Source organism: Actinomadura sp. 7K534 (assembly GCF_004348575.1).
Lineage (GTDB): Bacteria > Actinomycetota > Actinomycetes > Streptosporangiales > Streptosporangiaceae > Spirillospora > Spirillospora livida.
On record NZ_SMKB01000091.1, the window covers coordinates 1 to 26,957 of the forward strand.

Sequence of the window (26,957 nt, forward strand, 5' to 3'; positions counted from 1 at the left end):
CTCGCCGGGCGGGGCCGTCTCGGTGGACTCGGCGGCCCACCAGGGAGCTTCCAGGCCGAACGGAGGCAGCCGCAGGGCGTCGGCCGCCGCGGGCTCCGCGTCCGTGCCGGGCTCGGCGTCCGCCGGCGGCGGGTCGGCCGGGGGAGCCGCGCCGCCGAAGCTGGGCGGCACCGCGTCGGCGGGGACGGCGGACGTCCCCGCCTCCTCGGCGGACTCCCGGGTGTCTCTAGAACCAGACATAGGCAGAGAGGGTATTCAAACCGGTCACCTTTGGAGGGGCTCGCCTTCGGTTTCCCTGTAGTTCAGGGCCAGGGCCAGGTTGCTGCCCTTCACCATCTCGGCACCGAAGACGCGGACTGCCGCGTGGTGCTTCGCGGGGATCTTCTTGCCGTCCGGGCGCTGCACCCACGTCATGAGCAGGTAGTGGCCGCGCGCCTGGGACGTGCCGAGGGCCTCGCCCCTGCCGTTGGTCTTGGAGACGCCCTTGCCCGGCAGGGCCTGCAGGAAGGCGTCCTTGGCGGCGGCGGCCTTCACGGCCTTCTTGGCCGCGGCCTCGGTCTCGAGGTTGAACACGCCGACGGTGCCGATGAGCTGGCCTCCGGTCAGCGCGTAGGTGGCCCGCAGCGCCTGCGTGCAGCGGCCCTGCTTGAGGGTCGTCTCCAGCGCCCTGCCGCCGACGACGGACGCGCAGCTCTTCTTCGCGTTCACGGCCGTCCGGACGTAGTTGTGGCCATGCGCCTTGAACTTGCCCTTGCCGAACACTTCCTTGAGCGTCAGCGGCTTGGGGTCGGTGGTGCGGCTCTTGAGCTTCACGGGCGCGAGCACGGGCTGGGTGGGGCTGGGCGTGGGCGTCGGCGTGGCCGCGGCCGGGGACTTCTCGGCGTCCGGCTTTGAGTCGTCCTTCAGCATGGACGACAGCCCGATGCCGCCGCCGATGAGGACGAGCCCGGCGACCGCCGCGGCGCCGATGACCAGCGGTGTGCGGCGGCCCTTCCCGGAGCGTTCCGGCCCGCCGGACGACATCGCCTCGGGGTGCCCGTGGGAATCGCCGTAGGGGTTCCCGAACCGGTCGTCGTCGAACCTGCCGTCGGGACCGCCCGGCGGCATCCCGCCGGGACCCTCGTCGCGCGGCGCGAAGGGGTCGTCGCGCGGCGCGAAGGGGGCCTGGTCGCTGTCTCGGCCGTACGGCGGTGCTTCGGCTCCGGGTCCGTACGGCTCGTGCGGCGGCTGCCGAGGCGGCCAGCCGCCGGGCTGGCCTTGATCGCCCGGGTAACCCATGGGTTGGACCTTACCGTTCCTCGTGCGGGGCTCTGGACCTTCGGAACACCCACCATGACATGGGGGCGAACCGGACGCCGGAGGTTCGCCGAAGGTCACCGCCGGGAGCGGCGCAGATCACTTCCGGCCGAAGTTCTGCGTCCAGTAGGGCCCGCCGGAGCCGGAGGCCATGCCGACGCCGATGGCGCGCAGGCCGCAGTTGAGGATGTTGGCCCGGTGCCCCGGGCTGTTCATCCACCCGTTCACGACGGCCGCCGCGGTGGGGTAGCCCTTGGCGATGTTCTCCGCTCCGGCGTCGGGGTATCCGGCGGCCGCCATCCGGTCCCACGGGCTGTCGCCGTTCTGCGACGTGTGGGAGAAGTAGTTCTTGGCGGCCATGTCGGCGGAGTGCCTTCGGGCGGCGGTGACGAGCCGCTGGTCGACGCGCAGCGCCCCGCAGCCGGCCTTGGCGCGCTCGGCGTTGGTGAGCGACACCACGGCCGCCTCGGGTCCGGACTGCCCGGCCGTGTTCCCCGACCCGCCGCCGGAGCCGCCGGAACCGCCCGAGCCGCCGGAGCCGCCCGATCCGCCGCCGGACGGGGGCCGCGAGGCGGTGGGCTCGCTCGACTTGGACGGCGCGGCGGTCGAGCGGCTCGGGTCGCGGATCGCCTTCAGCGGCGGCGTCGGCTGCTCCGCGGTGGGCGCGGGCGCGGCGCCGGACGGCCGCTCGCGGCCTTCGGCGCCCGTCCCGGCCCCGGTCGGGGTGTCGCTCTGCGGTCCGGCCGGGATCACGGTGGACGGCCGTGCCTCGGGTCCGGACGCGGCGGTCCGCTCCGACCGCAGGTCGGGCAGCAGGAAGCGGTCGATCGCCACCCCGGTGCCGATCGCGAGGCCGGACGCTGTGACGGCCACCACGATGCCGGTGAGGCTCTTCGCCCGGGAGCGCTTGGGCCCCTTGCCGGGGGGACGTCCGCCCGGCGGGCGCCCGCCCTGCGGACGGCGGCCATCGGCCGGTCCGGAGCGGGACGTCTCGCGCCGCGGCCCGCCCGCGACGAGCTCGTCGCGGGAAGGGGTGCCGGAGGGGACGCCGCGCGCGGCGCCGGCACGTGCTCCGGCGCCGTCCTGCCCGGGGTACCGGGACGGGCGGCGTCCGGGGTTCTCGCCTGGTCTGCGGGGAGTAGACAGCGGGGGCTCCCGTGTGCGGGCCGGCCGGAGCCGGCGTGGACCGGTCGCCGGGCACCATATCCCGTTATGTACATCTGGTTACGAAGATCGTCCGAAAAAGGGCAAAATGGCCACGTACGGTGATTGTGGGGGTGCTGACTGTTCTCCGAGGTGGGCAACGTCCGTCAAGTCAGTTGCCTGACTGACTTGACGGCTGCGCGAGAGTGGATCCGCAACCCTGTTGCACGACTGCTTTGCTCTTGTGTACGCGGACGGGTATTCTGCGTGGTTGTTGTGTGTCGACGCCTGCCCAGTGCGAGCGTCCCGGCGATGCAACGACGTGTCGGGGTGTCCCCGCAGTGCCCGCGCCGCCGGTGCGGGCACCGGATCGGGGCCCGGCCTCCCGGAGCGCCAGGTCGGACGAGTTCGCTGATCGGCGCGAGCAGGATTCCGCTGATGAACATCGCCCGCCCGCCAGGACGGGTGATGATCAACCACTGAGTAGTCGACGAGAAACGAAGGCTGACGACCGTGCGCACGTTCACCCCTAAGCCCGCTGACGTCCAGCGTCAGTGGTACGTCATCGACGCGACCGATGTCGTGCTGGGCCGTCTCGCCAGTCAGGTCGCGCAGCTGCTTCGGGGTAAGCACAAGCCGATCTACGCCCCGCACATCGACACCGGTGACTTCGTCGTCATCGTGAACGCCGACAAGGTGGCGATGTCGGGCAACAAGGCGGAGCGCAAGCGCGCCTACCGGCACTCCGGTTACCCGGGCGGCCTCCGCTCGGTGACCTACGCCGAGCTGCTGGCCAAGAACCCCGAGCGGGCCGTCGAGAAGGCGATCAAGGGCATGCTGCCCAAGAACTCCCTCGGCCGGAAGATGTTCGGCAAGGTGAAGGTCTACGCCGGCCCCGAGCACCCGCACCAGGCGCAGAAGCCGGTCCCGTTCGAGATCACCCAGATCAGCCAGACCGGCAAGTGACACCCCCGCACGCGAGCCGGTCCACGAGCCGCGCCGTGTGCGACCTTGAACAAGAGGCCGCCGGGGCACCCGCAGCGCGGGCCCGCCGCCCTGGCTAGAACACCCAAGGAGAACCGTGGACGAGACCACCGAGCCGGGCACCGAGCAGCTCGACTCCTACGAGGACGCCCCGTCCGAGTACAGCACCGAGACGCCCGAGGCCGCGGGCGAGAGCTACCTCGGCCAGCCCGTCGCGACCGGCCCCGCCGCCGGCACCGGCCGCCGCAAGCAGGCCATCGCGCGGGTCCGCATCGTCCCCGGCACCGGCCAGTGGAAGATCAACGGCCGTTCGCTGGACCAGTACTTCCCGAACAAGGTCCACCAGCAGATCGTGAACGAGCCGTTCGTCCTGCTCGGCCTCGAAGGCCAGTTCGACGTCCTCGCGCGGGTCGGCGGCGGCGGCACCACCGGCCAGGCCGGTGCGCTGCGCCTCGGCATCTCCCGCGCGCTGCAGTTCGCGAACATCGAGCACCGCCCGGCCCTGAAGAAGGCCGGCTTCCTCACCCGTGACGCGCGGGTCCCCGAGCGCAAGAAGGCCGGCCTCAAGAAGGCCCGCAAGGCGCCCCAGTACAGCAAGCGTTGACCGGCGGTACGAGCCGCCGCACCTCCTGGCCCCCGCGGGGCCGGCGGGCGCGGCGGCTCGTCTGCTTTTTCAAGGACTCGTCCGCAACCGGTCCGGGCCGCGTGCGCTCCCGCGACGCGGGCGGACGGCGGACCGGTGCCCACTACATTTGACCGCGTGGCGCGATCGGGGCGTGGTCCCCGTCCGGGGCCGCGCGGTTTCCGTTTCCTCTCGGGAGTTGACTGTGGCTCGTCTGTTCGGGACCGACGGCGTGCGAGGGCTCGCCAACCGCGATCTGACCGCCCCGCTCGTCATGGACCTGTCCATCGCCGCGGCGCGGGTGCTGGGCGAGGAGGGCGCGTTCAAAGGCCACCGGCCGCTCGCGGTGGTCGGGCGCGACCCGCGGGCCTCCGGTGAGTTCCTGGAGGCGGCCGTCGTGGCGGGCCTGGCGAGTTCCGGGGTGGACGTGCTGCGGCTCGGCGTGCTGCCGACGCCCGCCGTCGCGTACCTGACGCACCAGCTGCACGCCGACGTCGGCGTCATGCTGTCGGCCTCGCACAACGCCGCCCCCGACAACGGCATCAAGTTCTTCGACCGCAGCGGCTACAAGCTGCCGGACGAGCTGGAGGACCGGATCGAGGCGCGGCTCGGCGAGCCGTGGGAGCCGCCGACCGGCGCCGGGGTCGGCCGGGTCCGGGAGGCGCACGGCGCGGTCGAGCAGTACGTGGCGCACCTGCTGAGCACGGTCCCGGTGTCGCTGGACGGCCTGCGCGTCGTCGTCGACTGCGCGAACGGCGCGTCCAGCGACGTGGCGCCGGAGGCGCTGCGCCGCGCGGGCGCCGAGGTGTTCACGATCGGGACGGCGCCGGACGGGCTGAACATCAACGCCGGCTGCGGCTCCACGAGCCTGGAGGCGCTGCGCGAGGCGGTCAAGGAGCACGGCGCGGACGCCGGCATCGCCAACGACGGCGACGCCGACCGCTGCCTCGCGGTGACCGCGACCGGCGAGATCGTGGACGGCGACCAGATCATGGCCATCCTGGCGCTGGAGCTGCGGGAGTCGGGCGCGCTGGCCGCCGACACCGTCGTCGCGACCGTGATGTCGAACCTCGGCTTCAAGCTCGCGATGCGGGAGGCGGGGATCACCGTGGTGGAGACCGCGGTCGGCGACCGGTACGTGCTGGAGGCGATGAAGGAGGGCGGCTTCGGGTTCGGCGGCGAGCAGTCCGGCCACGTGATCATGCTCGACCACGCCACGACGGGCGACGGCGTCCTGACCGGCCTGCACCTGCTCGCCGCGATGGCCCGCCGGGGCCGGCCGCTGGACGAGCTGACGAAGGTGATGACGCGGCTTCCGCAGGTGCTCGTCAACGTCAAGGACGTCGACAAGAACCGCGCGAAGACCTCGCCCGAGCTGGCCGCCGCGATCGCCGCCGCCGAGGCCGGGCTCGGTGCGACGGGCCGGGTGCTGATCAGGCCGAGCGGAACCGAGCCGATGGTCCGCGTGATGGTGGAGGCGGCCTCGGAGGAGCAGGCGCAGGAGGTCGCCGAGGACCTCGCCGGGGTGGTCCGCTCCGCGCTGGGCTAGCTGTACGGCTAGCGCTCGTCGATCTCCAGCCGGCCGACCCTCAGGTGCTTGATCTCGACCGTGCCGGCCTCCAGGTGGGCGATGACCGCTCGCTTGACGACGAGCTTGCCGATGGCGACGGCGCCGACGGCGAGCGCACCGAGCGCCATCGACCCCATGGCCAGGGAGCCGAGGCCGTTGCCGAGGCGCAGGGTGAGGCCGGTGGCGGACGCGCCCGTCACCTCGGCGCCGGTGGCGCGGGCGCCGACGCCGCGCTCCGTCCGGACGCGGGGACGCTCGTCCGCGTCGTTCGCGGTGTCCGGGGCTCTTCCATTGGATTCGCTCATACGAGGAGCATATTGGCGGGTGCGCCCAGTACCAGGTCGATACGGTGCTCAGCAGCGCGCCAGGAAGTCCTCAAGGGCTCGGTGGTCGGCGCGGGTCACGGGGAGCGAGTACTTGTCGGCGACCGCGATGTACTTGACCGCGTAGGTGCACTGGTAGCCCTTCTGCGGTTTCCATTCGCCGGGGCCGGAGTCGCTCTTCTGCCGGTTCGGCACGCCCCACACGGCGAGCAGGTTGTCGTGGTCGTTGGCGAACTTCTCCCGCTCGTCCTCGCTCCACCGGGAGGCGCCCATCCGCCAGGCCAGCGCGAGCGGGTAGATGTGGTCGATCTGCACCTCGGCCGCGTCCTGCTTGGAGAAGTCGATCTCCTTGCCGCTGTAGGGGTCGCGCAGCCGGCCGCTCATGACGACGCAGCCGCCCTTCTTGCCGACGTCCGACAGGTCGCGGTCGAGGACGTCGTTGCGCTGGTCGCAGCCGTTGCGGTCGATGTCCTTCCAGCGCGTCCCGAACTTGTCGCGCTCGTACCCGCCGCCGTCGCCCTCGGACGCGATCCGCAGCTCCGCCAGGGCGGTGCGGGCGCGCTTCTCGGCGCCGGCCCCGGGCTTGTCGTCCGACGCGCCAGGGGCGGGGGAGCCGCCCTCGGAGAGACTCACGCCGGCGTCGCAGCCCACCGCGAGGGGGATGACGAGCGCCAGGCCCGCCACAGCCGTCCGCACCATGACCCACCGCCCGACATATATGGATATGTATGTAGAGACCGATCAAACCGTATGGAACGGTGCGGTGGCCACCCGCCCACGGGGGGAACCCATGGGTAGAACCGCGGGCTGACGAAGGTCGATCCGGCGGCGGACGAAAGGCTTCCCCGTATCGCCCTTTAGGTTGACGTGGCGCGCGCGGCCAGCCGCTAGGTTCATAGCCATGCCGATCATCGCCACCCAGGGCCTGACGATGAGGTTCCCCCGGGTGACCGCCCTGGACGACCTCTCCGTGGCCGTCGAGCCGGGCGTCGTCGGGCTGGTCGGCGCCAACGGCGCCGGCAAGTCGACCCTCATCAAGATCCTGCTGGGGCTGCTGCCCCCGACGTCGGGCACCGCGACCGTGCTGGGCCTCGACATCGCGCGCGAGGGACTGCGGATCCGGGAGCGCGTCGGGTTCATGCCCGAGTACGAGTGCCTGCCCCCGGACGTGTCCGCGACCGAGTTCGTCGTGCACATGGCCCGGATGTCCGGGCTCCCCCCGACCGCGGCCCGCGAACGCGCCGCCGACACGCTCCGGCACGTCGGCCTGTACGAGGAGCGCTACCGCCCCATCGGCGGCTACTCCACCGGGATGCGCCAGCGGGTGAAGCTCGCGCAGGCCCTCGTCCACGACCCGCAGCTCGTGTTCCTGGACGAGCCCACCAACGGCCTCGACCCCGCCGGGCGCGACGAGATGCTCGACCTGATCCGGCGCATCGGCGCCGAGTTCGGGATCAGCGTGCTCGTCACGTCGCACCTGCTGGGCGAGCTGGAGCGGGTCTGCGACCACGTCGTCATCATCGACGGCGGGAAGCTGCTGCGCTCGCAGGCCGTCGAGGCGTACACGGCCGCCAGCGGCGTCCTCACCGTCGAGGTGGACGAGGGACGCGACGAGCTCGGCCGCCACCTCTACGACCAGGGCGTGTCCGTCCAGCCGGAGGGCCGGTTCCTCGTCGTCGACATCGCCGGCGAGACGACCTACGACCTGATCCGCGACGGCGTCGCCGAACTGGGGCTGCGGCTGATCCGGATGGAGCAGCGCCGGCACCACATCGAGGAGGTCTTCCGCGCCGGGCCGCCGGGGGAGAGCGCGGCCGGAAGCGTCCCGCAGGAGGCGTCCCGATGAGCATCAGCACCATCCACGACATCGGCTACCGCCACTACGACGGGCCCCGCAGCGGGCGCGGCTACGTGCTGCGGTCGCTGTACGTCCACAACCTGCGCGCCGCGTTCGGCCTCGGCCGGCCCGCGCGTGCCAAGATCATGCCGTTCCTGCTGGCGGCGATCATGCTGCTGCCCGCCGCCGGGTCGGTCGCGGTGTTCGCGTTCACCGACCAGGAGGACGCGCTGATCCCGTACGCGTCCTACGCGAACATCATGCAGGTCATCGTGGCGATCTTCCTGGCCACGCAGGCGCCGGTGCTGGCCTCGCGGGAGGTGCGGTTCCACGTCATCCCGCTGTACTTCTCGCGGCCCGTCGGCCACCTCGACTTCGTCCTGGCGAAGAGCGCCGCGCTGGCGACCGCGCTGTTCGCGCTCATGGCGGTGCCCGTCACGCTGCTGTACGTCGGCGGCCTGGTCGCCAAGGCGCCCGACCCCGGGAAGCAGGTCCTGGAGTACCTGGGCGGCCTGGTCGGCTGCGTGCTGTTCGCGCTCGTGCTCGCGGCGATCGGGATGGTGATCGCGGCGTTCACCCCGCGGCGCGGGTTCGGCGTCGCCGCGGTGATCGCCGTCTACATGCTCAGCACCACGATCGTCGGGATCGTCCAGGGCATCGCCGAGGAGCGGACGAACTTCACCCTCCAGGGCTGGGCCGGGCTGGGCGCCCCGTTCAACCTGGTGGACATCGTCCAGGTCAGGCTGCTCGGCGCCGAGTCGTCCTCGGTCGGCATCGCGCCGGGCGTCACCGGCGGCGTGGTCGCGCTGGCCCTGTGCGTCGCCATCGTCCTCGGCTCGATCGCGGTTCTCTACCGTAGGTTCCGGAAGGCGGGGCTCTCATGAGCAGTGAGCTGGTCTTGGAGAACGTTTCCCGCTGGTACGGCAACGTCGTGGCGGTCAACGGCGTGTCGATGAAGGTCGGGCCGGGCGTCACCGGGCTGCTCGGCCCGAACGGCGCCGGCAAGTCGACGCTGATCCACATGATGGGCGGGTTCCTGGCGCCGTCGTCCGGCAGCGTCACGCTGGACGGGACGCCGATCTGGCAGAACCCGGGCGCCTACCGCAAGCTGGGCCTCGTCCCGGAGCGGGAGTCGGCCTACGACTTCCTCACCGGCGAGCAGTTCATCCTCGCGATGGCGAAACTCCACAAGCTGCCCGACCCGGCCGCCGCCGCGCGCCGCGCGATCGGCCTGGTGGAGATGGACTACGCCGCCGGCCGCCCGATCGGCAACTACTCCAAGGGCATGAAGCAGCGCATCAAGATGGCGTCCGCCCTGGTGCACGACCCGCCGGTCCTGCTGCTGGACGAGCCGTTCAACGGCATGGACCCGCGGCAGCGGCTCCAGCTCATGGACCTCATCCGCCGGATGGCCGAGGAGGGGCGCACGATCCTGTTCTCCTCGCACATCCTGGAGGAGGTGGAGCGGCTCGCCAGCCACATCGAGGTGATCGTGGCCGGCCGGCACGCGGCGTCCGGCGACTTCCGCAAGATCCGGCGGCTGATGACCGACCGGCCGCACGTGTTCCTCGTCCGCTCGTCCGACGACCGCCGCCTCGCCGCCGCCATCATCGCGGACGGCTCGGCCCGCAGCGTCCAGCTCACCGACAAGGGGCTGCAGGTCGAGGCCGTCGACTTCCAGCGCTTCACCTGGCTGCTCCCGCGGGTCTCCCGGGACGCCGACGTGCGCCTCTGGGAGGTCTCCCCGTCGGACGAGTCCCTGGAAAGCGTCTTCTCCTACCTGGTGGCCCGGTGATTCGATGAACCCCACAATCGCGATGATCACGTTCCGGGCGATGCTCGGGCGCAAGCGCGCGCTGCTCCTGCTGGGCCTGCCGCTCCTCCTGCTGGTCCTCTCGGTGATCCTGCGCGCGACCGGCAACAACGACCTGGACCTCTCGGCGCACGTCCTGCAGAACTTCGGGCTCGCGACCCTGCTGCCGCTGCTCGCGCTGATCGCCGGGACGGGCGTGATCGCACCGGAGATCGACGACGGCCAGATCATGTACGTGCTGACCAAGCCGATCCCGCGCGAGGTGATCGTGGTGACCAAGCTGGTCGTCGCGATCGTGCTGGTGACGATCTTCGCGGTCGTCCCGACGCTGCTGGCGGGGCTCGTCCTGGTCGGGACCACCGCCCAGGTGACGCCGGCGTTCACGATCGGCATCCTCGTCGGCGGCATCACCTACAGCGCGGTGTTCGTCGCCCTCGGCGTGCTGAGCCGCAACGCCGTCACGATCGGCCTGCTGTACGCGCTGGTGTGGGAGACCCTCCTCGGCAGCTTCGCGCCGGGCGCCAAGTCGGCGTCCGTCCAGCAGTGGTCCCTGTCGGTCGCCGACGCGCTCACCGACGCGTCCATGGTCACCTCGACCGTCGGGCTGCCCGTGGCGGTCACGCTGCTGGTCGTGGTGGCGCTCGCGGCCACGTTCCTCGCCACCTTCCGCCTGCGGGCGCTACCGGTCGCCAGCGCCGAGTGATGCCCGGTCTGGGACGGCGCGGCGCGGCACTGTGAGTGTCTGCCGTATCCCGGCGGTGTGACCCGTGTTACAACGGCCCTGGGGTACCTGATCGTCAACCCCAGGGGAGTGTGTGCCATGTCAGTCTCCCGACGCCGGCTCCTGGCCGGGACGGGCGCGGTGGGGGCGGGGATCGCCTTCACCGGCGCCGTCGAGGAACTGTTCGCCGGTGACGCGGCCGCCGCGGCGGCTGACGAGTCGGCCGCCGCGGCGGCCGGCGGCCGGGCCGGGTACGGGCCGCTGGTGCCCGACCCGAAGGGGGTGCTGGACCTGCCGCGCGGGTTCCGGTACACCGTCCTGTCCCGCGAGGGGGAGCGGCTCCGCTCGGGAGAGGGGGCGGTCCCGAGCAGCTTCGACGGCATGGCCGCCTTCCCGGGCCGGGGGCGCACCTGGCTCGTCCGCAACCACGAGAACCGCCCGGACGCCGAGCACCGGGTGCCGCCGGTCGAGGGCGTCACCTACGATCCGGGGGCGCTGGGCGGATGCACCGCGCTGGAGGTCGGGCACGGCGGCCGGGTCCACACCGAGCGGGTGGCCATCGCCGGGACCGCGGTGAACTGCGCGGGCGGGCCCACCCCGTGGAACACCTGGCTGACCTGCGAGGAGAACGAGGACAAGGCGGGCACCGGCGACTTCACCAAGGACCACGGGTTCATCTTCGAGGTCGACCCGTACCGGCAGGACCGCACCGTCCCCGAGCCGCTGGAGGCGATGGGGCGGTTCCAGCACGAGGCGATCGCCGTCGACCCGCGCGACGGGACCGTGTACGAGACCGAGGACGCGTTCGAGCGGCCGTTCGGGCTGTTCTACCGGTTCCTTCCGCGGCGGCCGCGCGGCGGGTTCGGGAGCCTGCGGGCCGGCGGGCGGCTGGAGGCGATGCAGGTGCCCGGCGTCCCGGACCTCTCGACGGTGCAGCAGCCCGGCACCGTGATCGACGGCGTGCGGTGGAAGCGGGTGCCCGATCCGCTGGCGAGGGAGACCCCGATCCGGTTCCAGGACTTCGGGCGCGGCGGCGTCACGCACGCGCAGAAGCTGGAGGGCTGCTACTGGGGCGGCGACCGCGTCTACTTCGTGACGAGCTTCGCGCGCCGCGACGAGGGGTCGGGCGCCGACCACTTCGGGCAGGTGTGGTCGTACGAGCCGCGCGCCGGCCGGCTGACCCTGGTGATCGTGTTCGGGCCGGACACCGACGTGCGGACGCCGGGCGAGTCGCCCGACAACATCTGCCTGGCGCCGCAGGGCGGGCTGATGGTGTGCGAGGACGGCGGCGGCGCGCAGCACGTGTACGGCGTGACCCGGTGCCGCGAGGTGTACCCGGTGGCCAGGAACCGGCAGAACACCGGCACCGAGGCCGAGCCCGAGTGGGGCGAGTTCGCGGGCGTGACGTTCTGCGGCGGCGGCCGGACGACGATGTACGTCAACGTCTACGAACCGGGTACCACGTTCGCCGTCACCGGCCCCTGGAACCGGCACTAGACCCGCGGGAACGGAGCACGGACGCCGCCGTCCGGGCTGCTGGCCCCTAGCCGGCCGGCTCTTGGCCGATGAGCTCCTGGACGGCGGCCTTGAACTGGTTCCCGCGGTCGGCGTAGTCGCGGAAGTCGCCGAAACTGGCGCAGGCCGGGGAGAGCAGGACCGTGTCGCCGGGGCGGGCCATCGCGGCGGCCTTGGCGACCACCTCGGTCATCGGGCCGTCGGCGACGGTGTGGCCGGTGATGCCCGCCTCGTCCAGCGCGGCGGCGATGCGGGGCCCGACCTCGCCGATGATGACGATGCCCCGGACGTTCTCCTTGGCCACCGCCTCGGCGAGCGCTTCGAAGGCCAGCCCCTTCGACGAGCCGCCGAAGATCATGACCTTCGGCCCGGGGAAGGCGGCCATCGCCGCGCGCGCGGTCTCCGGCGTCGTGGACAGCGAGTCGTTGACGTAGGCGACGCCGCCGGACTCGCCGGCGGGCTCCAGCCGGTGGGGCAGCGGCTTGATGGCGCGCACGCCCTCGCGCAGGAGCGCGGTGTCGCGGCCGAGGAGGTCGAACGTGGCGGCGACCGCGGCCGTCAGGTTGGCGACGTTGTGCGCGCCGAGCAGCGGGCTGTCGGCGAGGTCGAGCAGCCGGGTCGTGCCGTCGTGGATCGCGCCGTCCGCCGCGTGGAAGCCCTCCGGCACGCCGAACGGCACCTTCCGGCCCGCGCCGGCCGCGGCGACCCGCTCGGCCACCGGGTTGCCCGCGGCGTAGAAGACGGTGTCCCCGGGCCCCTGGTACGCGGCGATCGAGGTCTTCGCGGCGTAGTACTCCTCGATGTCGGGATGCCAGTTGAGGTGGTCGGGCGTCACCGGCAGGACGACCGCGATGTGCGGGGACCGCTTGAGGTCGATGAGCTGCATGTTCGACAGTTCGAGGACGACCACGTCCCCGTCCGCCAGCTCCGGGAGGAACTGCAGCGGGGGGACGCCGATGTTGCCGCCGAGGAAGGCGCGGCGGCCCGACGCCCCGAGGATGGCGGCGATGGCGGTGCAGGTGGTGCCCTTGCCCTGCGTGCCGGTGACGCCGATCACCGGGACCGGGCACTCGGCCAGGAACTCGCCGATCACACTGGTCACCTGGGAGCCGGAGGGCAGCGCACTGGGGTGGACGCCCGGGGCGCGGACGATGAGGTCGGCCTCGTCCAGCCCCCGCAGGTAGTCGGCGCCCGTGCGGCCCTCGACATCCGGGGGGAGTTCCACGTCCTTGCGGTCGTGGACGACGATGTCGCCACGCGGTCGCCAGTACTCCACGGCGGCACGTCCCTCGACGCCATAGCCGACAACTGCGATACGCATCCGGAGACTCCCCGCACGGACATTGGAAGGCAGAACGCTCGAAGGGTACTGCAGCGGCGCCCGCCACCCGGAGCCGAGACGCGACACGCCCCGCCGGGGCGCGGCGTCAGATACAGGGTCAGATGCGGCGCAGGCGGACGCGCTGGACGGCGTGGTCCCGGTCCTTGTGCAGGACGAGCGTGGCGCGGGAGCGGGTCGGCAGGATGTTGGAGACGAGGTTGATCTCGTTGACGTCCCGCCAGACGCGCTGGGCGAACGCGGCGGTCTCGTCCTCGTCCAGCTCGTGCGCGTACTTGTGGAAGTAGGAGCGCGGGTCGGTGAACACGGTGCGGCGCAGCGCGAACAGCCGGTCGATGAACCACTGCCGGATGTCCTCGACGCGGGCGTCCACGTAGATGGAGAAGTCGAAGAAGTCCGCGACGCCGAGGCTGCCGGCGGGCGGTGCCTGCAGGACGTTCAGCCCTTCGACGATCAGGATGTCGGGACGCCGGACGGTCTGCGTCGCGTCGGGCACGATGTCGTACTCCAGGTGCGAGTACACCGGGATCGCGTACTCGTCCACGCCCGACTTGATGGCGGAGACGAACCGGACGAGGGCCTGGCGGTCGTAGGACTCCGGGAAGCCCTTGCGGTCCATGAGCCCCCGCTCGGACAGCACCGCGTTCGGGTAGAGGAAGCTGTCGCTGGTGACCAGCTCGACGGCCGGGTGCTCCGGCCAGCGGGCGAGGAGCGTCCGCAGCAGCCGCGACGTCGTGGACTTGCCGACGGCGACGCTCCCGGCGACGCCGATGATGAACGGGGTGGGCGGGACCTCGCCGCCGAGGAAGCCGCTGACGGTGTCGCGCAGCCGCCCGTCGGACTGGAAGAACAGGTTCAGCAGCCGGGAGAGCGGCAGGTACACCTCCTCGACCTCGGCGATGTCGATCGGGTCCTTCAGCCCGCGCAGCGCCTCCAGCTCGCCGGGCGTGAGCGGCAGCGGCGTGTTCTCGCGCAGCCCGCGCCACTCGTCCCTGGAGAGCTCCACGTACGGGTTCGGCACGGGGTCGTCCCATCCGCTCGTCATGGCTGAACAGTAACCGGCGGCTCGTCCAATAACCGGGTTTTCACCGGCCGGCCACGCTGACGTCACCGTTCGGCGTCCCGTCCCGGTAGGCCCCGCGGAAGACAGCGAATAGAGTTGCCGCCATGTGCGGAATCGTGGGGTACGTAGGCGGCCGGCAGGCGCTCGACGTGGTCGTGGAGGGGCTGGCCCGGCTGGAGTACCGCGGCTACGACTCGGCCGGGGTGGCCGTGCTGGCCGACGGGAAGCTGGCGACGGCCAAGCGCGCGGGCAAGCTGGTGAACCTCCGGGGCGCGCTGGAGGAGGAGCCGCCGCCCGCCGGGACGCTCGGCATGGGGCACACGCGGTGGGCCACGCACGGCCCGCCGAACGACCGGAACGCGCACCCGCACGTCGACTGCACCGGCTCCGTCGCGGTGATCCACAACGGGATCATCGAGAACTTCGCCGAGCTGCGCGCGGAGCTGGAGGAGGCGGGGCACGGGCTCGGCTCCGACACCGACACCGAGGCGGTCGCGCACCTGCTGGAGGACGAGCTGAAGGCGGGCGGGGACCTCGCCGACGCGATGCGGCGCGTCTGCCGCCGGCTGGACGGCGCGTTCACGCTCGTCGCGGTGCACACCGGCTCGCCCGACCTCGTCGTGGGCGCGCGCCGCAACTCGCCGCTGGTCGTCGGGGTCGGGGACGGCGAGAACTTCCTCGCCAGCGACGTCGCGGCGTTCATCGCGCACACCCGGGACGCGATCGAGCTCGGCCAGGACCAGATCGTCGAGCTGCGCGCGAGCGGGGTGACCGTCACCGACTTCGACGGGCGGCCCGCCGAGGTGAAGGAGTACCACGTCGACTGGGACGTGTCCGCCGCGGAGAAGGGCGGCTACGACTACTTCATGCTCAAGGAGATCGCCGAGCAGCCCCGGGCGGTCGCCGACACGCTGCTCGGCCGGATCGGCGCCGACGGTCGGCTCCACCTGGACGAGATGCGCATCCCGGACCAGGAGCTCCGCGAGGTCGACAAGATCATCATCGTGGCGTGCGGGACGTCCTACCACGCCGGGCTGATCGCCAAGTACGCGATCGAGCACTGGGCGGGCCTGCCCTGCGAGGTGGAGCTGGCCAGCGAGTTCCGCTACCGCGACCCGATCCTGTCCCCGACGACGCTGGTCATCGCGATCTCCCAGTCCGGGGAGACGATGGACGCGCTGATGGCCGTCCGGCACGCGCGGGAGCAGAAGGCCAAGCTGCTCGGCATCTGCAACGTCAACGGCTCGACGCTGCCGCGCGAGTGCGACGGCGTCCTGTACACGCACGCGGGGCCGGAGATCGCGGTCGCGTCCACGAAGGCGTTCCTCACCCAGCTCGTCGCCGTCTACCTCATCGCCCTCTACATAGCGCAGGTGCGCGGCACCAAGTGGGGGGACGAGGTCTTCGCCATGGTGCAGCTCCTGGAGCTGATGCCGGACAAGGTGGAGAAGGTCCTGGACACGATGGAGCCGGTCCGCGAGCTGGCCCGGTCCCTGTCGAACGAGCACTGCGTCCTGTTCCTCGGCCGGCACGTGGGCTTCCCCGTCGCCCTCGAAGGCGCGCTGAAGCTCAAGGAGCTGGCGTACATGCACGCGGAGGGCTTCGCCGCGGGCGAGCTGAAGCACGGCCCGATCGCGCTCATCGAGGAGGGCCTGCCGGTCGTGGTGGTCGTCCCGCCGCGGGCGCGGGACGTGCTGCACGACAAGATCGTGTCGAACATCCAGGAGATCCGGGCGCGCGGCGCCCGCACGATCGTGATCGCCGAGGACGGGGACGAGTCGGTCGAGCCGTACGCCGACACGCTCATCCGGGTCCCGGCCGTGCCGACGCTGCTGCAGCCGCTGGTCACGACCGTCCCGCTGCAGGTGTTCGCGTGCGAGCTGGCCTCGGCCAAGGGCCACGACGTGGACCAGCCCCGCAACCTCGCCAAGTCCGTCACCGTCGAGTAGGCGGAGCCGGCTTGAGCCGCCGGCGGGGCGGGTGGCGCGGCCACCCGGGCGCGGACGCCCCCGGATCGTGTTCCGAGGGGCGTCCGCGAGGCCCGAACAATGGTCTCGACCTGATCACGGATGGAAATTCGTCGGGCATTCCGGTGCGCGGCGTGAAAACGTTCGGTGGGCAGGGAGCGGAACGCGTTCATCGCTCATTCGCGCAATTCTCTGTTTGCGTGAGATTCTCAGTGGGCGTGTAAGTTGCAGGGATTCTTTCAGGGGTGGTCGTAGCGGCCCGCCTTGGCCCGCTCGGTGAACCTGCGCCATTCCTCCGGGTCGAACGCCAGGCTCGTCGCGGTGTTCTCGGTGTCCCGCACGGAAACCGCGCCGCCACCGAGCCCTGCGACCTCGACGCACCCATTGCTGGCGCCGCACCGGACGCTCCTTCTCCAGCGGGCGGGCGGCGTTTCAGGAAACGAACTCATACCGGCTCCTGCCTTGAGATCAGCGGGTGGCCGCGGCTGCGCTGCCGGTGCCAAGCACAAGGTAACAAGATCACAAAAAACTCCTGACCACCTGCGGTCTGTGCGATGCGCGGGTGCCAGGAGTGACGAGGAAGGACCGGAGTTTCGCCTGTGAGGGGCAGCGAGCCGAGTCCGGCGTGGACCCGGCCCGTCCACCGCGGCGCCCTACCGTGCCCTCAGCGGGCGGCGGCGGGGCGCGCGCCGCGTCTCATCGACGCACGTCGAATTCGCCCTTCTTGGCTCGTCCGACGAACTCCCGCCACTCTCCCTGGGAAAATGACAGGACCGGGCTCTGCGTACCGTGCTTGGCGTCGCGCGCCCCGATGAAATGGGACGAACCGGCCAGTGCGGCGACTTCGACGCACGTGTTACTCGCCCCGCAGTGGGCGCTTCTCCTCCATTGCGGAGCAGGAGTGGCGAAAGGGGACACCGAGTGCCTTTCACAAGGATTGAGCCCCTTTGCGGACCCTCACCAGGCGTCTCTGGCCTCGGTGATGCGCCGCCGTGACCCGGCGGTGTCCAGGGCCTGATCGGCCAGGCTTGAATAAGCGAGCCTGTACATATAAGTGACAGTCTCGTCCGCGAAGTGGCTGATCGTCAGGGATTCGGTGTGAACGATATCAGGGAAAACGATGTCGTGCACCGGTGAGAATTCCAGAAGTATAAAGGACTCGGCCAACACCGAGTGCGCAACGTCCAAAGGCAGTATCTGTAGCGTAACGTTGGGAAGCTCGGTCATCCGGCACAGATGTTCGAGCTGCTCCCGCATCACCTTCCGGTCGCCGATCCGGCGTTGCAGAACCGCCTCGTCGATAACCGCCGACAGTTCCAGCGGATGTGCGCCGTGCAACAGGTCCCGCCGTCGCATTCGCACCTCCAGCCGGCGTTCCAGTTCCTGCGGCGGCAGGGTCGCGAGGTCGCTCCAGCCGCCGATCACGTGCCGGGCGTAGCTCTCGGTCTGCAGCAGCCCGGGGAAGACGGTGCTGCCCCATTCCCGGACGGCGGTGGCCTCGGACTCCAGCGCGATGAAGGCCGCCAGCTCGCCCGGCAGGTCGCGGTACTCCTCCCACCAGCCCCGCTGGGCGGCGTCGTGCGCCAGGGAGATGAGGTCGTCGCGGCGGGAGCCGTCGATCTCGTAGAGGTCGAGGAGGCGCCGGACGTCGCTGATCTTCGCGCCGGTCCGCGCGTTCTCGATCCGGGAGACCTTGGCGGTCGACCAGGTGAGCCGGTCGGCGACCTCGTCACCGGTGAGCCCCATCCGCTCGCGCAGTCTCCGGAGTTCGGCGGCCAGCCGCCGCTGCCGGACGGAGGGACCGCGGGAAGTGCTCATCGGTGGGGCCTCTCCAGTCCCGGCGGACTGATCTGGGCGCATTTCGCATCACGGGGGCCGCGGTGCGAACGCATCGGACCGGATGAACACGATTCTACGGCCGGTGATCCCCGCACGCATCTGGCACCGAAAGTTGCAGTAAAAGTTACAACTTTGGACAGAGGGCGCACCCGGTGCCGTTCGGGATGACGCTTGCGAAGGGGCGTCGCGTGGCACTCTAAGTGTGTGATCGACTTGGGGAGCCGCGGATGAGGTACGCGCACGAGGTCGGCAAGGTCCGGGCGGCCGAGGAGGCCCTGATGGCCCGCCTGCCGGACGGCGCCCTGATGCAGCGCGCGGCCGCCGGGCTGGCGTCCGTCTGCGCCCGCGTCCTGCCCGCCGTGTACGGGTCGCGCGTGGTCCTCCTGGCCGGCGGCGGCGACAACGGCGGCGACGCCCTCTACGCCGGGGCGCGGCTCGCCCGCCGCGGCGCCCGCGTGCACGCCGTCCAGGCCGGTTCCAAGATCCATGCGGGCGGCCTGGCGGCCCTGCTGGCCGCGGGCGGCCGGGTCCTGCGGGACGGCGAGGAGGCCGCCGCCGTCGCCGACGCCGACCTGATCATCGACGGGCTGACCGGCATCGGCGGGACGGGCGGCCTCCGCGCGCCCTACGACCGGCTCGCCGCACTGGCCTCGCAGGCCCCCGGCGTCGTCGTCGCCTGCGACGTCCCGAGCGGCGTGGACGCGAGCACGGGCCGCGTCGAGGGCACCGCCGTGCACGCCGACGTCACCGTCACCTTCGGCACCCACAAGCCGGGCCTCCTCGTCGACCCGGGCGCGTCCCACTGCGGAGTGGTCGAGCTGGTCGACATCGGGCTCGGCCCCGACCTGCCCGACCCGGACGTCGTCGCGGCCCGCCCGGCGGACGTCCAGCCTCCCGAGCCCGGCTCCGAGTCCGACAAGTACCGCCGCGGCGTCGTCGGCGTCCTCGCCGGCGGCGAGGAGTTCACCGGCGCGGCCGTCCTCGCCACGGGCGGCGCCGTCCGCGGCGGCGCGGGCATGGTGCGCTTCGCGTCCGTCGCCCGGCCGGCCGAACTCGTCCGGCAGCGCTGGCCCGAGGCCGTCACCACGGTCATCGAGCCCGGTCCGCACGGTCCCGAGGTCCTCGATCGCGTCGGACGGGTGCAGGCGTGGGTCGTCGGTCCCGGGCTCGGCACCGGCGACGCCGGCGAGTCGCTGCTGGAGGCCGTCCTCACCACTGATCTGCCCGCCCTCGTGGACGCCGACGGACTCACCGTCCTGGCCCGCCGCCGCGACCTCCTGCGCCGCGCGGCCCCGACCGTCCTCACCCCGCACGCGGGCGAGCTGGCCCGCCTCATCGGCGCCGGCCGCGAGGCCATCGAGGCCGGGCGGCTGGAGCACGTCCGGCGCGCCGCGGCCGAGCTGTCCGCGACCGTGCTGCTCAAGGGCTCCACGACCCTGGTCGCCGAGCCGGACCGCCCCGTCCGCGTCAACCCGACCGGCACGCCGCGCCTGGCCACGGCCGGGACGGGCGACGTCCTGTCCGGCTTGGTCGGCGCCCTCCTGGCGGGCGGGATGCCCGCCATCGACGCGGCGGCCGCGGGCGCCTACCTGCACGGCCTGGCCGGGCGCCTCGCCGCGGCTCCCGAGCCCGGCGGCGAAGCCCCCATCGGCGCCCACGACGTGATCAATGCCCTTCCAGAGGCATTCCGCCGGACCGCGCAGGGCGTCGCCCGCCGGACGTAGCGCTCCCGATCCTGGTGGCCGGCGGCGGTGCCGCCTTTCTGGAGCGTTTCTGAACCCCTGGTCGGGCATTTACGTCCTATCGGACAGAGGGCGTCGAGGGGGCGTTCGAATACGGGCCGGAATGGCCTTGAGCTGGGCCATGACGCTCCGGGTACGGCCGCGAGGACGGCAGACTGTTGGTATGAGGGTTCCGGCGGAGGCGCGCGTCGATCTCGACGCCATCGGCGACAACATCGGCCTGCTGCGCGAGCGCGCGGGGGGCGCCGAGGTCATGGCCATGGTGAAGGCCGAGGCGTACGGGCACGGGCTGGTCGAGGCCGCCGGGGCGGCGCTCGCGGGCGGGGCGTCCTGGCTGGGCGTCGCGAAGCTGGCCGAGGCGCTGCGGCTGCGCGCCGCGGGCGTCACCGTCCGGACGCTGGTCTGCCTCGGCGTCCCCGGCGAGCCCTACGAGGACGCCGTCGCGCGGGACGTCGACCTGACCGTCGGCGCGGTATGGCTGCTGGACGAGATCGTCCGGGCGGCGGAGCGCGCGGGGCACCCCGCGCGGATCCACCTCAAGGCCGACACGGGCATGTCCCGCGGCGGGGCGCGCGGCCGGGACTGGGAGGCCCTCGTGGACGCGGCGCTGAAGGCCGAGGCGGAGGGGCAGGTCCGGGTCGCCGGGGTCATGTCGCACTTCGCCTGCGCGGACGAGCCGGGCCACCCCTCGATCGCGGCGCAGCTCGGCGCGTTCACCGAGATGCTCGGCTACGCGGAGAAGGCCGGCGCGCGGTTCGAGGTCCGGCACATCGCGAACTCGGCGGCCGCGCTGACGCTGCCCGAGGCGCGCTTCGACCTCGTCCGGCCGGGGATCGCCGCCTACGGGCTGACGCCCGTTCCGGCGGCCGGCACCTTCGGGCTGCGGCCCGCGATGACGCTCGTGGCGGCCGCGGCGCTGGTCAAGCGGGTCCCAGCAGGCAGCGGAGTGTCGTACGGTCACACATACCACACCGAACGGGACACGACCCTCGCCGTCGTCCCCGCGGGGTACGGGGACGGCGTCCCCCGGCACGGGTCCAACCTGCTGCAGGTCCTCGCGGGCGGGCGGCGCCGGACGATCGCCGGGCGGGTCTGCATGGACCAGTTCGTCATCGACCTCGGCGGCGACACGCTCGCGGCGGGGGACGAGATCGTCCTGTTCGGTCCGGGCGACCGGGGTGAGCCGACCGCCCAGGAGTGGGCGGAGGCACTGGGAACGATCTCCTACGAGATCGTCACCCGCATCGGGTCCCGGGTACCGAGGACGTACCCGGCCGGGGGGCGGTAGGGGGCGCGTATGGACAGCAGGAGCAGGCGCAGGCTCGGCGTCGCGAGCGCCGCGGCGGGCGCCGGTGTCGGAGCCGCCGTCGGCCTGCGCCATGCCGTCGTCGGCCGGGTCCGGCTGCGGCCCGACCCCGACGCCGGCGAGCCGTTCGGCGAGCTGCGCGGCCGGGAGGTGCCCGTCCAGGCCGACGACGGGCTCCCGCTGCACGTCGAGGTGGACGGCCCGGACGACGCCGGCCTGACCATCGTGTTCTGCCACGGCTACACCCTGAACCTGCACTCCTGGCACTACCAGCGTCGCGACCTGCAGGGATTCGTGCGGATGGTCTTCTGGGACCAGCGCAGCCACGGCCGCTCCGGGCGGAGCGACCCCCTGAACGCGACGATCGAGCAGACCGGCGACGACCTGTACGCCGTGCTGAAGGCCACCGTCCGCAAGAACCGCCCCGTCATCCTCGTGGGGCACTCCATGGGCGGCATGTCGATCATGGCGCTGGCGGACCGGCACCCAGAGCTGTTCGACCGGCAGGTCGCGGGGGTCGCGCTGATCAACACGTCCTGCGGCGACCTGGCGGAGATGACGCTGGGGCTGCCGCTGGTGCTGGCCAAGGTCGTCCGGCCGCTGGCCCCGCGGACGCTGCGCGGCCTCGGCCGCCGCGCCGAGCTGGTGGAACGTGCCCGCGGCCTCGGCTCCGACCTGGCGTTCGTCGTCACGCGGAAGATGGCGTTCGCCGACAAGCACGTGAGCCCCACCGTGGTCGACTTCCTGGAGCACATGATCCGGGGCACCCCCATCGACGTGATCGCCGAGTTCTACCCGGCGCTGATGGCGCACGACAAGGCAGCCTGCCTCGGCGTCCTCGGGAACGTGCCGACGCTGGTGCTCGCCGGCGGGGCCGACCGGATGACGCCCGCCCCGCACGCCCGGCGCATCGCCGAGGCCCTGCCGGACGCGGAGCTCGTCGAGGTGGAGGAGGCCGGGCACGTGCTGCCGCTGGAGTACCCGGGCGTGGTGACCGGCGGCCTGCGCCGGCTCGTCGAACGCGTCCGGCCTGGTCAGGGTCAGCAGAAGGAGCGCACCGCGTGAATGTGATTTCGCTCACCATCTCCACCGCCGAGGACATGCGCGACCTGGGCGTTCGCCTGGCCGGGGTGCTCCGTCCCGGCGACCTGGTCGTGCTCACGGGCCAGCTCGGCGCGGGCAAGACGACGCTCACGCAGGGCATCGGCGAGGGCCTGAAGGTGCGGGGGCCGATCACGTCCCCCACGTTCGTGATCGCGCGGGTGCACCCGTCGCTCTGCGAGGGCCCGCCGCTCGTCCACGTGGACGCCTACCGGCTCGGCGGTTTCGCGGAGCTTGACGACCTGGATCTCGACGCTTCGCTCGATGAATCGGTGACGATCGTCGAGTGGGGAGAAGGAATCGCGGAGGGCCTTGCGGAGGACCGTCTGGAAGTGATCCTTTCGCGCGGCGAGGGCGCCGGAGAGGAACGCGAAGTAAGGATCGTCGGGGTCGGTCATCGCTGGTCCGACCTGGAACTCGGCCCTGGATGACGGGGTCCGGACAACTTCTGTGCTTTTTGCAAGTCTGGTTGGACCACTTTACGGCTAGATGTCGTACTCTTTGCCGGAACGAGCCTCACCTTCACGACATATTGATTTCCGCAAGCAGGAGTGGGAACCGTGAGTGGTAGCCATGGCAGCGGTGGTCACCGCGACAGCTACCGCGGTTCGGACGGTGGCCGGGGCGGCGGTCAGCGGCGGGACGGCGGTGGATACGGCGCGGGCCGCGACGAGTACGCGCCGTACCCCGAGCCCCGCGGTTCCTCGGGAACCGGCGGCGGTTACGGGACCGGTGGATACGCCACCGGCGGTTACGAGTCCGGCGGGTATCAGTCCGGCGGTTACGAGTCGGGCGGTTACGAGTCGGGCGGTTACGAGTCGGGCGGTTACGAGTCCGGCGGGTACGAGTCCGGCGGGTACGAGTCCGGTGGTTACCAGTCCGGCGGGTACGAGTCCGGTGGTCGCCCGGGCGGCGGGCAGCGCGCGGGCGGCTATCGCTCCGCCGCATCGGGTAGCGGTCCGTACCAGAGGGAGACGGGCCCTTACCAGACCGGGTCCGGCAGCGGCCAGTACGGCCGGGACACCGGCGCCTACCGCACCGACAGCGGCGGCTACCGTGCGGACAGCGGCGGTTACCGCACCGAGAGCGGCGGCTACCGGACGGGCAGCGGCTCGTACCGGGCCGGCAGCGGCGGCTACCGGACCGGCAGCCACCGCGTCGTGCGGGACCGCCGCACGGGCCGGCGCTGGGCCGTCGTCCTCGGCGGGGCGGCCGCGGCCGTCGCGGTCTGCGTGCTCGCGGCGTTCGTCGTCCTGAGCGGCGTCGGCGCGAGCGGCGAGGACGAGGGCGGCCGGGTCGTCGGCAGCGGCGCCAGCGAGAGCTCCCCGCTGACGAAGGGCGAGCGCAACGCCGTGCCCGACTCCTGCACGATCGTCGGCCAGGACGTCATCGACAAGCTGGCGCCCGGGTCCGAGCGGACCGAGGCCGAGACCTACCAGAGCAGCGACCGGCGGAACCAGTGCGTGTGGGGCGCCTACACGGGCAAGAACAAGCGCCAGCTCACCGTCGAGCTCCGCGCCATCGCCGCCGCGCGAGGCCAGACGGCCACCGACACGGCCACCGCCACGTTCGCCTCCGAGCGCACCGCCGACGAGTCCGGCAAGTCCCTCCTCACCGGCCAGAAGCTCACCGAGAAGCGCCGCCTCGACGACGTCGGCGACGACGGCTACCTCGTCTACAGCGTCGACAAGGGGCAGGGGTCCGGCGAGGCGATCGGGAACGTCCGGCTGGGCAACGTCCTCATCACCATCCACTACTCCGGCGGCAACGACGGCGACCCGATCTCCTCCGGCACCGCCACCGACGGCGCGGTCGAGGTGGCCCGCGCCGTCATCCAGGGCCTCGAACAGTCCTGACGGCCGCACGCGGCCGGGCCGTCCGGTCATCGGCGGCTCCCTACCGGAGGGTGGCCTGTAGGCTTACAACCCGTGCTGGTCTTGGCTTTCGATACCGCGACCGCCGCGATCACCGTGGCGCTGTACGAGTGGACGCCGGGTGAGGGCGCGGTGCCGCGCGGGGTGGCCGAGGCGGTCGACCGCCGCAGGCACACCGAACTGCTCACCCCGTCCATCGCGGGCGTGATGGCGGAGGCCGGGGCGGCGCCCGCGGACCTCAGCGCCATCGCCGTCGGGGTGGGGCCGGGCCCGTACACCGGGCTCCGGGTCGGCCTGGTCACCGCCCGCTCCATGGGGGACGCGCTCAGCATCCCCGTGCACGGCGCCTGCACCCTGGACATCATCGCGTGGGCCACCGGGAGGACCGAGCCGTTCGCCGTCGTCACGGACGCGCGGCGCAAGGAGGTCTACTGGGCGCGGTACCACTCGTGCCGCGCGCGCGCCACCGGCCCGGCCGTGGGGGCGCCGTCCGACGTGCTGGACGGGGCGCCCGCCGGGCTCCCCGTCGTCGGCGAGGGCGCAACGCTGTTCCCGGACGTCTTCGGCGGAGGCGCGCACGAGCCGCTGCTGCCCACCGCCACCGCCCTCGCCGAGCTGACCGTCGCGCGCCTGGCCGGGATGAAGGTCCCCGAGCTCCTGCCGCCCGAGCCCCTCTACCTGCGCAGGCCGGACGCCAGGGAGCCCGGGCCGCGCAAGAAGGTGACGCGGGCGTGAGCGGGATCGTCCTGCGGACCATGACCGGTACGGACCTCCCGGCCGTCCTCCGGCTGGAGCAGGGGCTGTTCCCGGAGGACGCGTGGAGCGAGGAGATGCTCCGCGAGGAGCTCGCCGAGCAGCCCCGGACCCGGCACTACGTCGTCGCGGAGGCCCCCGGCGGCGACCTCGTCGGCTACGCGGGCCTGGCCGCGGCCGGCGGCCAGGCCGACGTGCAGACCATCGGGGTGCGCGCCGACCAGCGCGGCGGCGGCATCGGCGCCGCGCTGCTCACCGAGCTGCTGGACGAGGCCGCCCGCCGCAACAGCGAGGCGGTGTTCCTGGAGGTCCGCGCCGACAACGACGGGGCGCGCCGCCTCTACAAGCGGTTCGGCTTCGACGAGGTCGGCGTCCGCAAGCGGTACTACCAGCCCTCGGACGTGGACGCGATCGTCATGTGCCGCAAGCTCCGCACCCGTCCGCCCATGGGCTTCACCAAGGAGAGCAAGTGATTCGGGACGAGCCGCTGGTGCTCGGCATCGAGACGTCGTGCGACGAGACCGGTGTCGGCATCGTGCGGGGCAACACCCTGCTCGCGGACGCGATCGCGTCCAGCGTCGACCAGCACGCCAGGTTCGGCGGCGTGGTGCCGGAGGTCGCGTCGCGCGCGCACCTGGAGGCGATGGAACCGACGATCGAGCGGGCGCTGGCCGACGCCGGGATCGCGTTCACCGACGTCGACGCGTTCGCCGTGACGGCGGGCCCGGGCCTGCCCGGCGCGCTGATGGTCGGGGTGGCCGCGGCCAAGGCGTACGCGCTGTCGCTGGGCAGGCCGCTCTACGGCGTCAACCACCTGGCCGCGCACGTGTGCGTCGACCAGCTCGAACACGGCCCGCTGCCGAAGCCGTGCGTGGCGCTGCTGGTGTCCGGCGGCCACTCGTCGCTGCTGCTGGTGCCGGACGTGGCGGGCGACGTCCGGTCCCTCGGCAGCACCGTGGACGACGCGGCCGGCGAGGCGTTCGACAAGGTCGCCCGCGTCCTCGACCTGGGCTTCCCCGGCGGCCCGGTCATCGACCGGATGGCCCGCGACGGCGACCCGGCCGCGATCGCGTTCCCGCGCGGCAAGTACAACGACGGCACCTACGACTTCTCGTTCTCCGGCCTGAAGACGGCCGTGGCCCGCTGGGTGGAGGCCAAGGAGCGCGCGGGCGAGCCGGTGCCCGCCGCGGACGTCGCGGCGTCGTTCCAGGAGGCCGTGGTGGACGTCCTGACGCGGAAGGCGCTGAAGGTCTGCAAGGACAACGGCGTCCGCGACCTGCTCATCGGCGGGGGCGTCGCCGCGAACTCCCGGCTGCGGGCCCTCGCGGCGGAGCGCTGCGAGGCCGCCGGCGTCCGGCTGCGGGTGCCGCGCCCGAAGCTCTGCACGGACAACGGAGCGATGGTCGCCGCGCTCGGCTCCGAGCTCGTCGCCTCCGGTGCCGCCCCGTCCGACCTCTCCCTCCCGGCGGACTCAAGCCTTCCGATCGAAACGATCACCCTCTAGCACTGGCACCCTCTAGCACTGGCACCCTCTAGCACTGGCACCCTTCAGCACTGGGCGAGGATGCGGGCGAGGTAGTTCTCGTAGAGGGGGACGTGGGCCTCGTCCATGACCCCGGTCTCGTCCTCGGGGAGCAGGTCCAGCAGGTCGCGGACGTCCCAGTACGGGTCGTGCGGGTAGCCGCCGGAGACCTGGTCGAAGTTGGACAGGAAGCGGTCGGCGACCGGCGGGCCGTAGCGCAGGGCCAGGCCGCGGCGCATCCGGGCGATGTCGACGGCGATCGGCCCGGACGAGGCGTCGGACCAGTCGACCACGCCCGTGAGCCTGCCGTAGGACCACAGCGTGTTGTCGGCGTGGTAGTCGCGGTGGATGAACCGGGCGGGCGCCTCGGGCGCGGGCCGGGCGGCGACGTCGTGGGCGCGTTCCCACAGCTCGGGCCGCAGGGCGTGCCGGGGCGGGCGCCGCACGTCGAGCCGGTTGTGCGGGACGTACGGGGGCATCGTGGACGCCCCGTTCAGGGTGTGCAGGGGCAGCAGCGCGGCGGCCAGCTGGATGAGGTACTCGGGCAGGTCGCCGGTGGACGGGTGCGGCGGGTGGCCGGCGAGGAGGGTGATGAGCAGGGCGGGGACGTCGCAGTAGGCGCCGGCG

General features: G+C 72.4%; 27 protein-coding genes and 1 pseudogene. 17 read left to right on the plus strand and 11 right to left on the minus strand.

Translation table 11 applies throughout. The annotated features are described in order from the left end of the window. The 3 genes and pseudogenes from E1266_RS19040 to E1266_RS19050 all read right to left on the minus strand — a co-directional run. Positions 1 to 240: pseudogene (locus tag E1266_RS19040) on the minus strand (hypothetical protein); the annotation flags it as partial. Between the two features lie 24 nt (positions 241 to 264). Then, positions 265 to 1,278, minus strand: a complete 1,014-nt coding sequence (locus E1266_RS19045) for a hypothetical protein (RefSeq protein WP_132048782.1) — start codon at positions 1,276 to 1,278, stop codon at positions 265 to 267. A 117-nt stretch (positions 1,279 to 1,395) separates the two neighbouring features. Continuing rightward, on the minus strand, positions 1,396 to 2,172 hold the full coding sequence (locus tag E1266_RS19050) for a CAP domain-containing protein (RefSeq protein WP_132048784.1): 777 nt from the start codon (positions 2,170 to 2,172) through the stop codon (positions 1,396 to 1,398). A 780-nt stretch (positions 2,173 to 2,952) separates the two neighbouring features. Between E1266_RS19050 and rplM the strand changes: the two genes are divergently transcribed. The 3 genes from rplM to glmM all read left to right on the plus strand — a co-directional run bounded on the left by rplM (position 2,953) and on the right by glmM (position 5,594). After that, positions 2,953 to 3,405: a 50S ribosomal protein L13 gene (gene rplM, locus E1266_RS19055; RefSeq protein ID WP_132048786.1), complete on the plus strand. Its 453-nt coding sequence runs from the start codon at positions 2,953 to 2,955 to the stop codon at positions 3,403 to 3,405. Positions 3,406 to 3,520: 115 nt separating this feature from the next. Then, on the plus strand, positions 3,521 to 4,027 hold the full coding sequence (gene rpsI, locus E1266_RS19060; protein WP_132048788.1) for a 30S ribosomal protein S9: 507 nt from the start codon (positions 3,521 to 3,523) through the stop codon (positions 4,025 to 4,027). Positions 4,028 to 4,250: 223 nt separating this feature from the next. Continuing rightward, a complete protein-coding gene (glmM, locus tag E1266_RS19065; protein ID WP_132048790.1) occupies positions 4,251 to 5,594 on the plus strand; it encodes a phosphoglucosamine mutase in 1,344 nt (447 codons plus the stop codon). A gap of 8 nt (positions 5,595 to 5,602) precedes the next feature. On the opposite strand, the gene E1266_RS19070 is transcribed toward glmM, so the two are convergent. Both E1266_RS19070 and E1266_RS19075 read right to left on the minus strand, forming a co-directional pair. Then, the gene (locus tag E1266_RS19070) at positions 5,603 to 5,920 is read right to left on the minus strand and encodes a hypothetical protein (protein ID WP_132048792.1); all 318 of its coding nucleotides are present in this window, start codon (positions 5,918 to 5,920) and stop codon (positions 5,603 to 5,605) included. Positions 5,921 to 5,968: 48 nt separating this feature from the next. Beyond that, a complete protein-coding gene (locus E1266_RS19075) occupies positions 5,969 to 6,637 on the minus strand; it encodes an HNH endonuclease family protein (RefSeq protein WP_132048794.1) in 669 nt (222 codons plus the stop codon). Positions 6,638 to 6,839: 202 nt separating this feature from the next. Here E1266_RS19075 and E1266_RS19080 point away from each other — a divergent pair, with 202 nt between their 5' ends. From E1266_RS19080 to E1266_RS19100, 5 genes are all read left to right on the plus strand, one after another. Continuing rightward, entirely contained in the window at positions 6,840 to 7,784 is a 945-nt protein-coding gene (locus E1266_RS19080) for an ABC transporter ATP-binding protein (RefSeq protein ID WP_165966133.1), read from the plus strand. Beyond that, a complete protein-coding gene (locus E1266_RS19085) occupies positions 7,781 to 8,659 on the plus strand; it encodes an ABC transporter permease (RefSeq protein WP_132048796.1) in 879 nt (292 codons plus the stop codon). Before E1266_RS19080 ends, E1266_RS19085 begins: the two co-directional genes overlap by 4 nt. Beyond that, the gene (locus E1266_RS19090) at positions 8,656 to 9,570 is read left to right on the plus strand and encodes an ABC transporter ATP-binding protein (RefSeq protein WP_132048798.1); all 915 of its coding nucleotides are present in this window, start codon (positions 8,656 to 8,658) and stop codon (positions 9,568 to 9,570) included. The genes E1266_RS19085 and E1266_RS19090 overlap by 4 nt, the downstream gene beginning before the upstream one ends. A gap of 4 nt (positions 9,571 to 9,574) precedes the next feature. Beyond that, on the plus strand, positions 9,575 to 10,291 hold the full coding sequence (locus E1266_RS19095; RefSeq protein ID WP_132048800.1) for an ABC transporter permease subunit: 717 nt from the start codon (positions 9,575 to 9,577) through the stop codon (positions 10,289 to 10,291). Between the two features lie 117 nt (positions 10,292 to 10,408). After that, on the plus strand, positions 10,409 to 11,806 hold the full coding sequence (locus E1266_RS19100; RefSeq protein ID WP_132048802.1) for an alkaline phosphatase PhoX: 1,398 nt from the start codon (positions 10,409 to 10,411) through the stop codon (positions 11,804 to 11,806). Positions 11,807 to 11,852: 46 nt separating this feature from the next. Here E1266_RS19100 and murD read toward each other — a convergent pair whose 3' ends face one another. Together murD and coaA are read right to left on the minus strand one after the other, a co-directional pair. Continuing rightward, complete coding sequence (gene murD, locus E1266_RS19105; RefSeq protein WP_132048804.1) at positions 11,853 to 13,145, minus strand: UDP-N-acetylmuramoyl-L-alanine--D-glutamate ligase; 1,293 nt, start codon at positions 13,143 to 13,145, stop codon at positions 11,853 to 11,855. Between the two features lie 118 nt (positions 13,146 to 13,263). After that, the gene (gene coaA / locus E1266_RS19110; protein ID WP_132048806.1) at positions 13,264 to 14,208 is read right to left on the minus strand and encodes a type I pantothenate kinase; all 945 of its coding nucleotides are present in this window, start codon (positions 14,206 to 14,208) and stop codon (positions 13,264 to 13,266) included. Positions 14,209 to 14,330: 122 nt separating this feature from the next. Here coaA and glmS point away from each other — a divergent pair, with 122 nt between their 5' ends. After that, complete coding sequence (gene glmS / locus E1266_RS19115) at positions 14,331 to 16,175, plus strand: glutamine--fructose-6-phosphate transaminase (isomerizing) (protein WP_132048808.1); 1,845 nt, start codon at positions 14,331 to 14,333, stop codon at positions 16,173 to 16,175. Positions 16,176 to 16,432: 257 nt separating this feature from the next. On the opposite strand, the gene E1266_RS19120 is transcribed toward glmS, so the two are convergent. The 3 genes from E1266_RS19120 to E1266_RS19130 form a co-directional block, all read right to left on the minus strand. Next, positions 16,433 to 16,642, minus strand: a complete 210-nt coding sequence (locus tag E1266_RS19120; protein ID WP_132048810.1) for a DUF397 domain-containing protein — start codon at positions 16,640 to 16,642, stop codon at positions 16,433 to 16,435. Positions 16,643 to 16,889: 247 nt separating this feature from the next. Next, positions 16,890 to 17,111 (minus strand): DUF397 domain-containing protein, encoded by a 222-nt coding sequence (locus E1266_RS19125; protein ID WP_132048812.1) that lies wholly within the window; start codon positions 17,109 to 17,111, stop codon positions 16,890 to 16,892. A 39-nt stretch (positions 17,112 to 17,150) separates the two neighbouring features. Further along, positions 17,151 to 18,053, minus strand: coding sequence for a helix-turn-helix transcriptional regulator (locus tag E1266_RS19130; protein WP_347876730.1), 903 nt, complete (start codon positions 18,051 to 18,053; stop codon positions 17,151 to 17,153). A gap of 206 nt (positions 18,054 to 18,259) precedes the next feature. Here E1266_RS19130 and E1266_RS19135 point away from each other — a divergent pair, with 206 nt between their 5' ends. The 8 genes from E1266_RS19135 (at position 18,260) to tsaD (ending at position 26,312) form a co-directional block, all read left to right on the plus strand. Continuing rightward, entirely contained in the window at positions 18,260 to 19,756 is a 1,497-nt protein-coding gene (locus E1266_RS19135) for an NAD(P)H-hydrate dehydratase (protein WP_132048816.1), read from the plus strand. A gap of 181 nt (positions 19,757 to 19,937) precedes the next feature. Continuing rightward, entirely contained in the window at positions 19,938 to 21,062 is a 1,125-nt protein-coding gene (gene alr, locus E1266_RS19140) for an alanine racemase (protein ID WP_132048818.1), read from the plus strand. Between the two features lie 9 nt (positions 21,063 to 21,071). After that, positions 21,072 to 22,145 (plus strand): alpha/beta hydrolase, encoded by a 1,074-nt coding sequence (locus E1266_RS19145; protein ID WP_132048820.1) that lies wholly within the window; start codon positions 21,072 to 21,074, stop codon positions 22,143 to 22,145. 5 nt (positions 22,146 to 22,150) lie between these two features. Beyond that, positions 22,151 to 22,612 (plus strand): tRNA (adenosine(37)-N6)-threonylcarbamoyltransferase complex ATPase subunit type 1 TsaE, encoded by a 462-nt coding sequence (gene tsaE / locus E1266_RS19150; RefSeq protein ID WP_347876731.1) that lies wholly within the window; start codon positions 22,151 to 22,153, stop codon positions 22,610 to 22,612. Between the two features lie 129 nt (positions 22,613 to 22,741). Continuing rightward, positions 22,742 to 24,037, plus strand: a complete 1,296-nt coding sequence (locus E1266_RS19155) for a hypothetical protein (RefSeq protein ID WP_132048822.1) — start codon at positions 22,742 to 22,744, stop codon at positions 24,035 to 24,037. Between the two features lie 72 nt (positions 24,038 to 24,109). Then, entirely contained in the window at positions 24,110 to 24,790 is a 681-nt protein-coding gene (gene tsaB / locus E1266_RS19160; protein WP_132048824.1) for a tRNA (adenosine(37)-N6)-threonylcarbamoyltransferase complex dimerization subunit type 1 TsaB, read from the plus strand. Positions 24,791 to 24,810: 20 nt separating this feature from the next. Next, positions 24,811 to 25,281 carry a ribosomal protein S18-alanine N-acetyltransferase gene (gene rimI, locus E1266_RS19165; RefSeq protein WP_132048832.1) on the plus strand — a complete coding sequence of 157 codons (471 nt, stop codon included), beginning with the start codon at positions 24,811 to 24,813 and terminating at the stop codon, positions 25,279 to 25,281. Further along, complete coding sequence (gene tsaD / locus E1266_RS19170; RefSeq protein WP_132048834.1) at positions 25,281 to 26,312, plus strand: tRNA (adenosine(37)-N6)-threonylcarbamoyltransferase complex transferase subunit TsaD; 1,032 nt, start codon at positions 25,281 to 25,283, stop codon at positions 26,310 to 26,312. Before rimI ends, tsaD begins: the two co-directional genes overlap by 1 nt. Before the next feature lie 44 nt (positions 26,313 to 26,356). Here tsaD and E1266_RS19175 read toward each other — a convergent pair. Further along, the coding region (locus tag E1266_RS19175) for an aminoglycoside phosphotransferase family protein (protein WP_132048826.1) at positions 26,357 to 26,957 on the minus strand (601 nt) is incomplete at its 5' end.

What these genes read in the sequence shown, in the direction of transcription:
- E1266_RS19045 (WP_132048782.1), bottom strand. Translation starts at nt 1,278, where the DNA reads ATGGGTTACCCGGGCGATCAAGGCCAGCCCGGCGGCTGGCCGCCTCGG.
- E1266_RS19070 (WP_132048792.1), bottom strand. Translation starts at nt 5,920, where the DNA reads ATGAGCGAATCCAATGGAAGAGCCCCGGACACCGCGAACGACGCGGAC.
- E1266_RS19075 (WP_132048794.1), bottom strand. Translation starts at nt 6,637, where the DNA reads ATGGTGCGGACGGCTGTGGCGGGCCTGGCGCTCGTCATCCCCCTCGCG.
- E1266_RS19080 (WP_165966133.1), top strand. Translation starts at nt 6,840, where the DNA reads ATGCCGATCATCGCCACCCAGGGCCTGACGATGAGGTTCCCCCGGGTG.
- E1266_RS19085 (WP_132048796.1), top strand. Translation starts at nt 7,781, where the DNA reads ATGAGCATCAGCACCATCCACGACATCGGCTACCGCCACTACGACGGG.
- E1266_RS19090 (WP_132048798.1), top strand. Translation starts at nt 8,656, where the DNA reads ATGAGCAGTGAGCTGGTCTTGGAGAACGTTTCCCGCTGGTACGGCAAC.
- E1266_RS19095 (WP_132048800.1), top strand. Translation starts at nt 9,575, where the DNA reads ATGAACCCCACAATCGCGATGATCACGTTCCGGGCGATGCTCGGGCGC.
- E1266_RS19100 (WP_132048802.1), top strand. Translation starts at nt 10,409, where the DNA reads ATGTCAGTCTCCCGACGCCGGCTCCTGGCCGGGACGGGCGCGGTGGGG.
- murD (WP_132048804.1), bottom strand. Translation starts at nt 13,145, where the DNA reads ATGCGTATCGCAGTTGTCGGCTATGGCGTCGAGGGACGTGCCGCCGTG.
- coaA (WP_132048806.1), bottom strand. Translation starts at nt 14,208, where the DNA reads ATGACGAGCGGATGGGACGACCCCGTGCCGAACCCGTACGTGGAGCTC.
- glmS (WP_132048808.1), top strand. Translation starts at nt 14,331, where the DNA reads ATGTGCGGAATCGTGGGGTACGTAGGCGGCCGGCAGGCGCTCGACGTG.
- E1266_RS19120 (WP_132048810.1), bottom strand. Translation starts at nt 16,642, where the DNA reads ATGAGTTCGTTTCCTGAAACGCCGCCCGCCCGCTGGAGAAGGAGCGTC.
- E1266_RS19130 (WP_347876730.1), bottom strand. Translation starts at nt 18,053, where the DNA reads ATGCGCCCAGATCAGTCCGCCGGGACTGGAGAGGCCCCACCGATGAGC.
- E1266_RS19135 (WP_132048816.1), top strand. Translation starts at nt 18,260, where the DNA reads ATGAGGTACGCGCACGAGGTCGGCAAGGTCCGGGCGGCCGAGGAGGCC.
- alr (WP_132048818.1), top strand. Translation starts at nt 19,938, where the DNA reads ATGAGGGTTCCGGCGGAGGCGCGCGTCGATCTCGACGCCATCGGCGAC.
- E1266_RS19145 (WP_132048820.1), top strand. Translation starts at nt 21,072, where the DNA reads ATGGACAGCAGGAGCAGGCGCAGGCTCGGCGTCGCGAGCGCCGCGGCG.
- rimI (WP_132048832.1), top strand. Translation starts at nt 24,811, where the DNA reads ATGACCGGTACGGACCTCCCGGCCGTCCTCCGGCTGGAGCAGGGGCTG.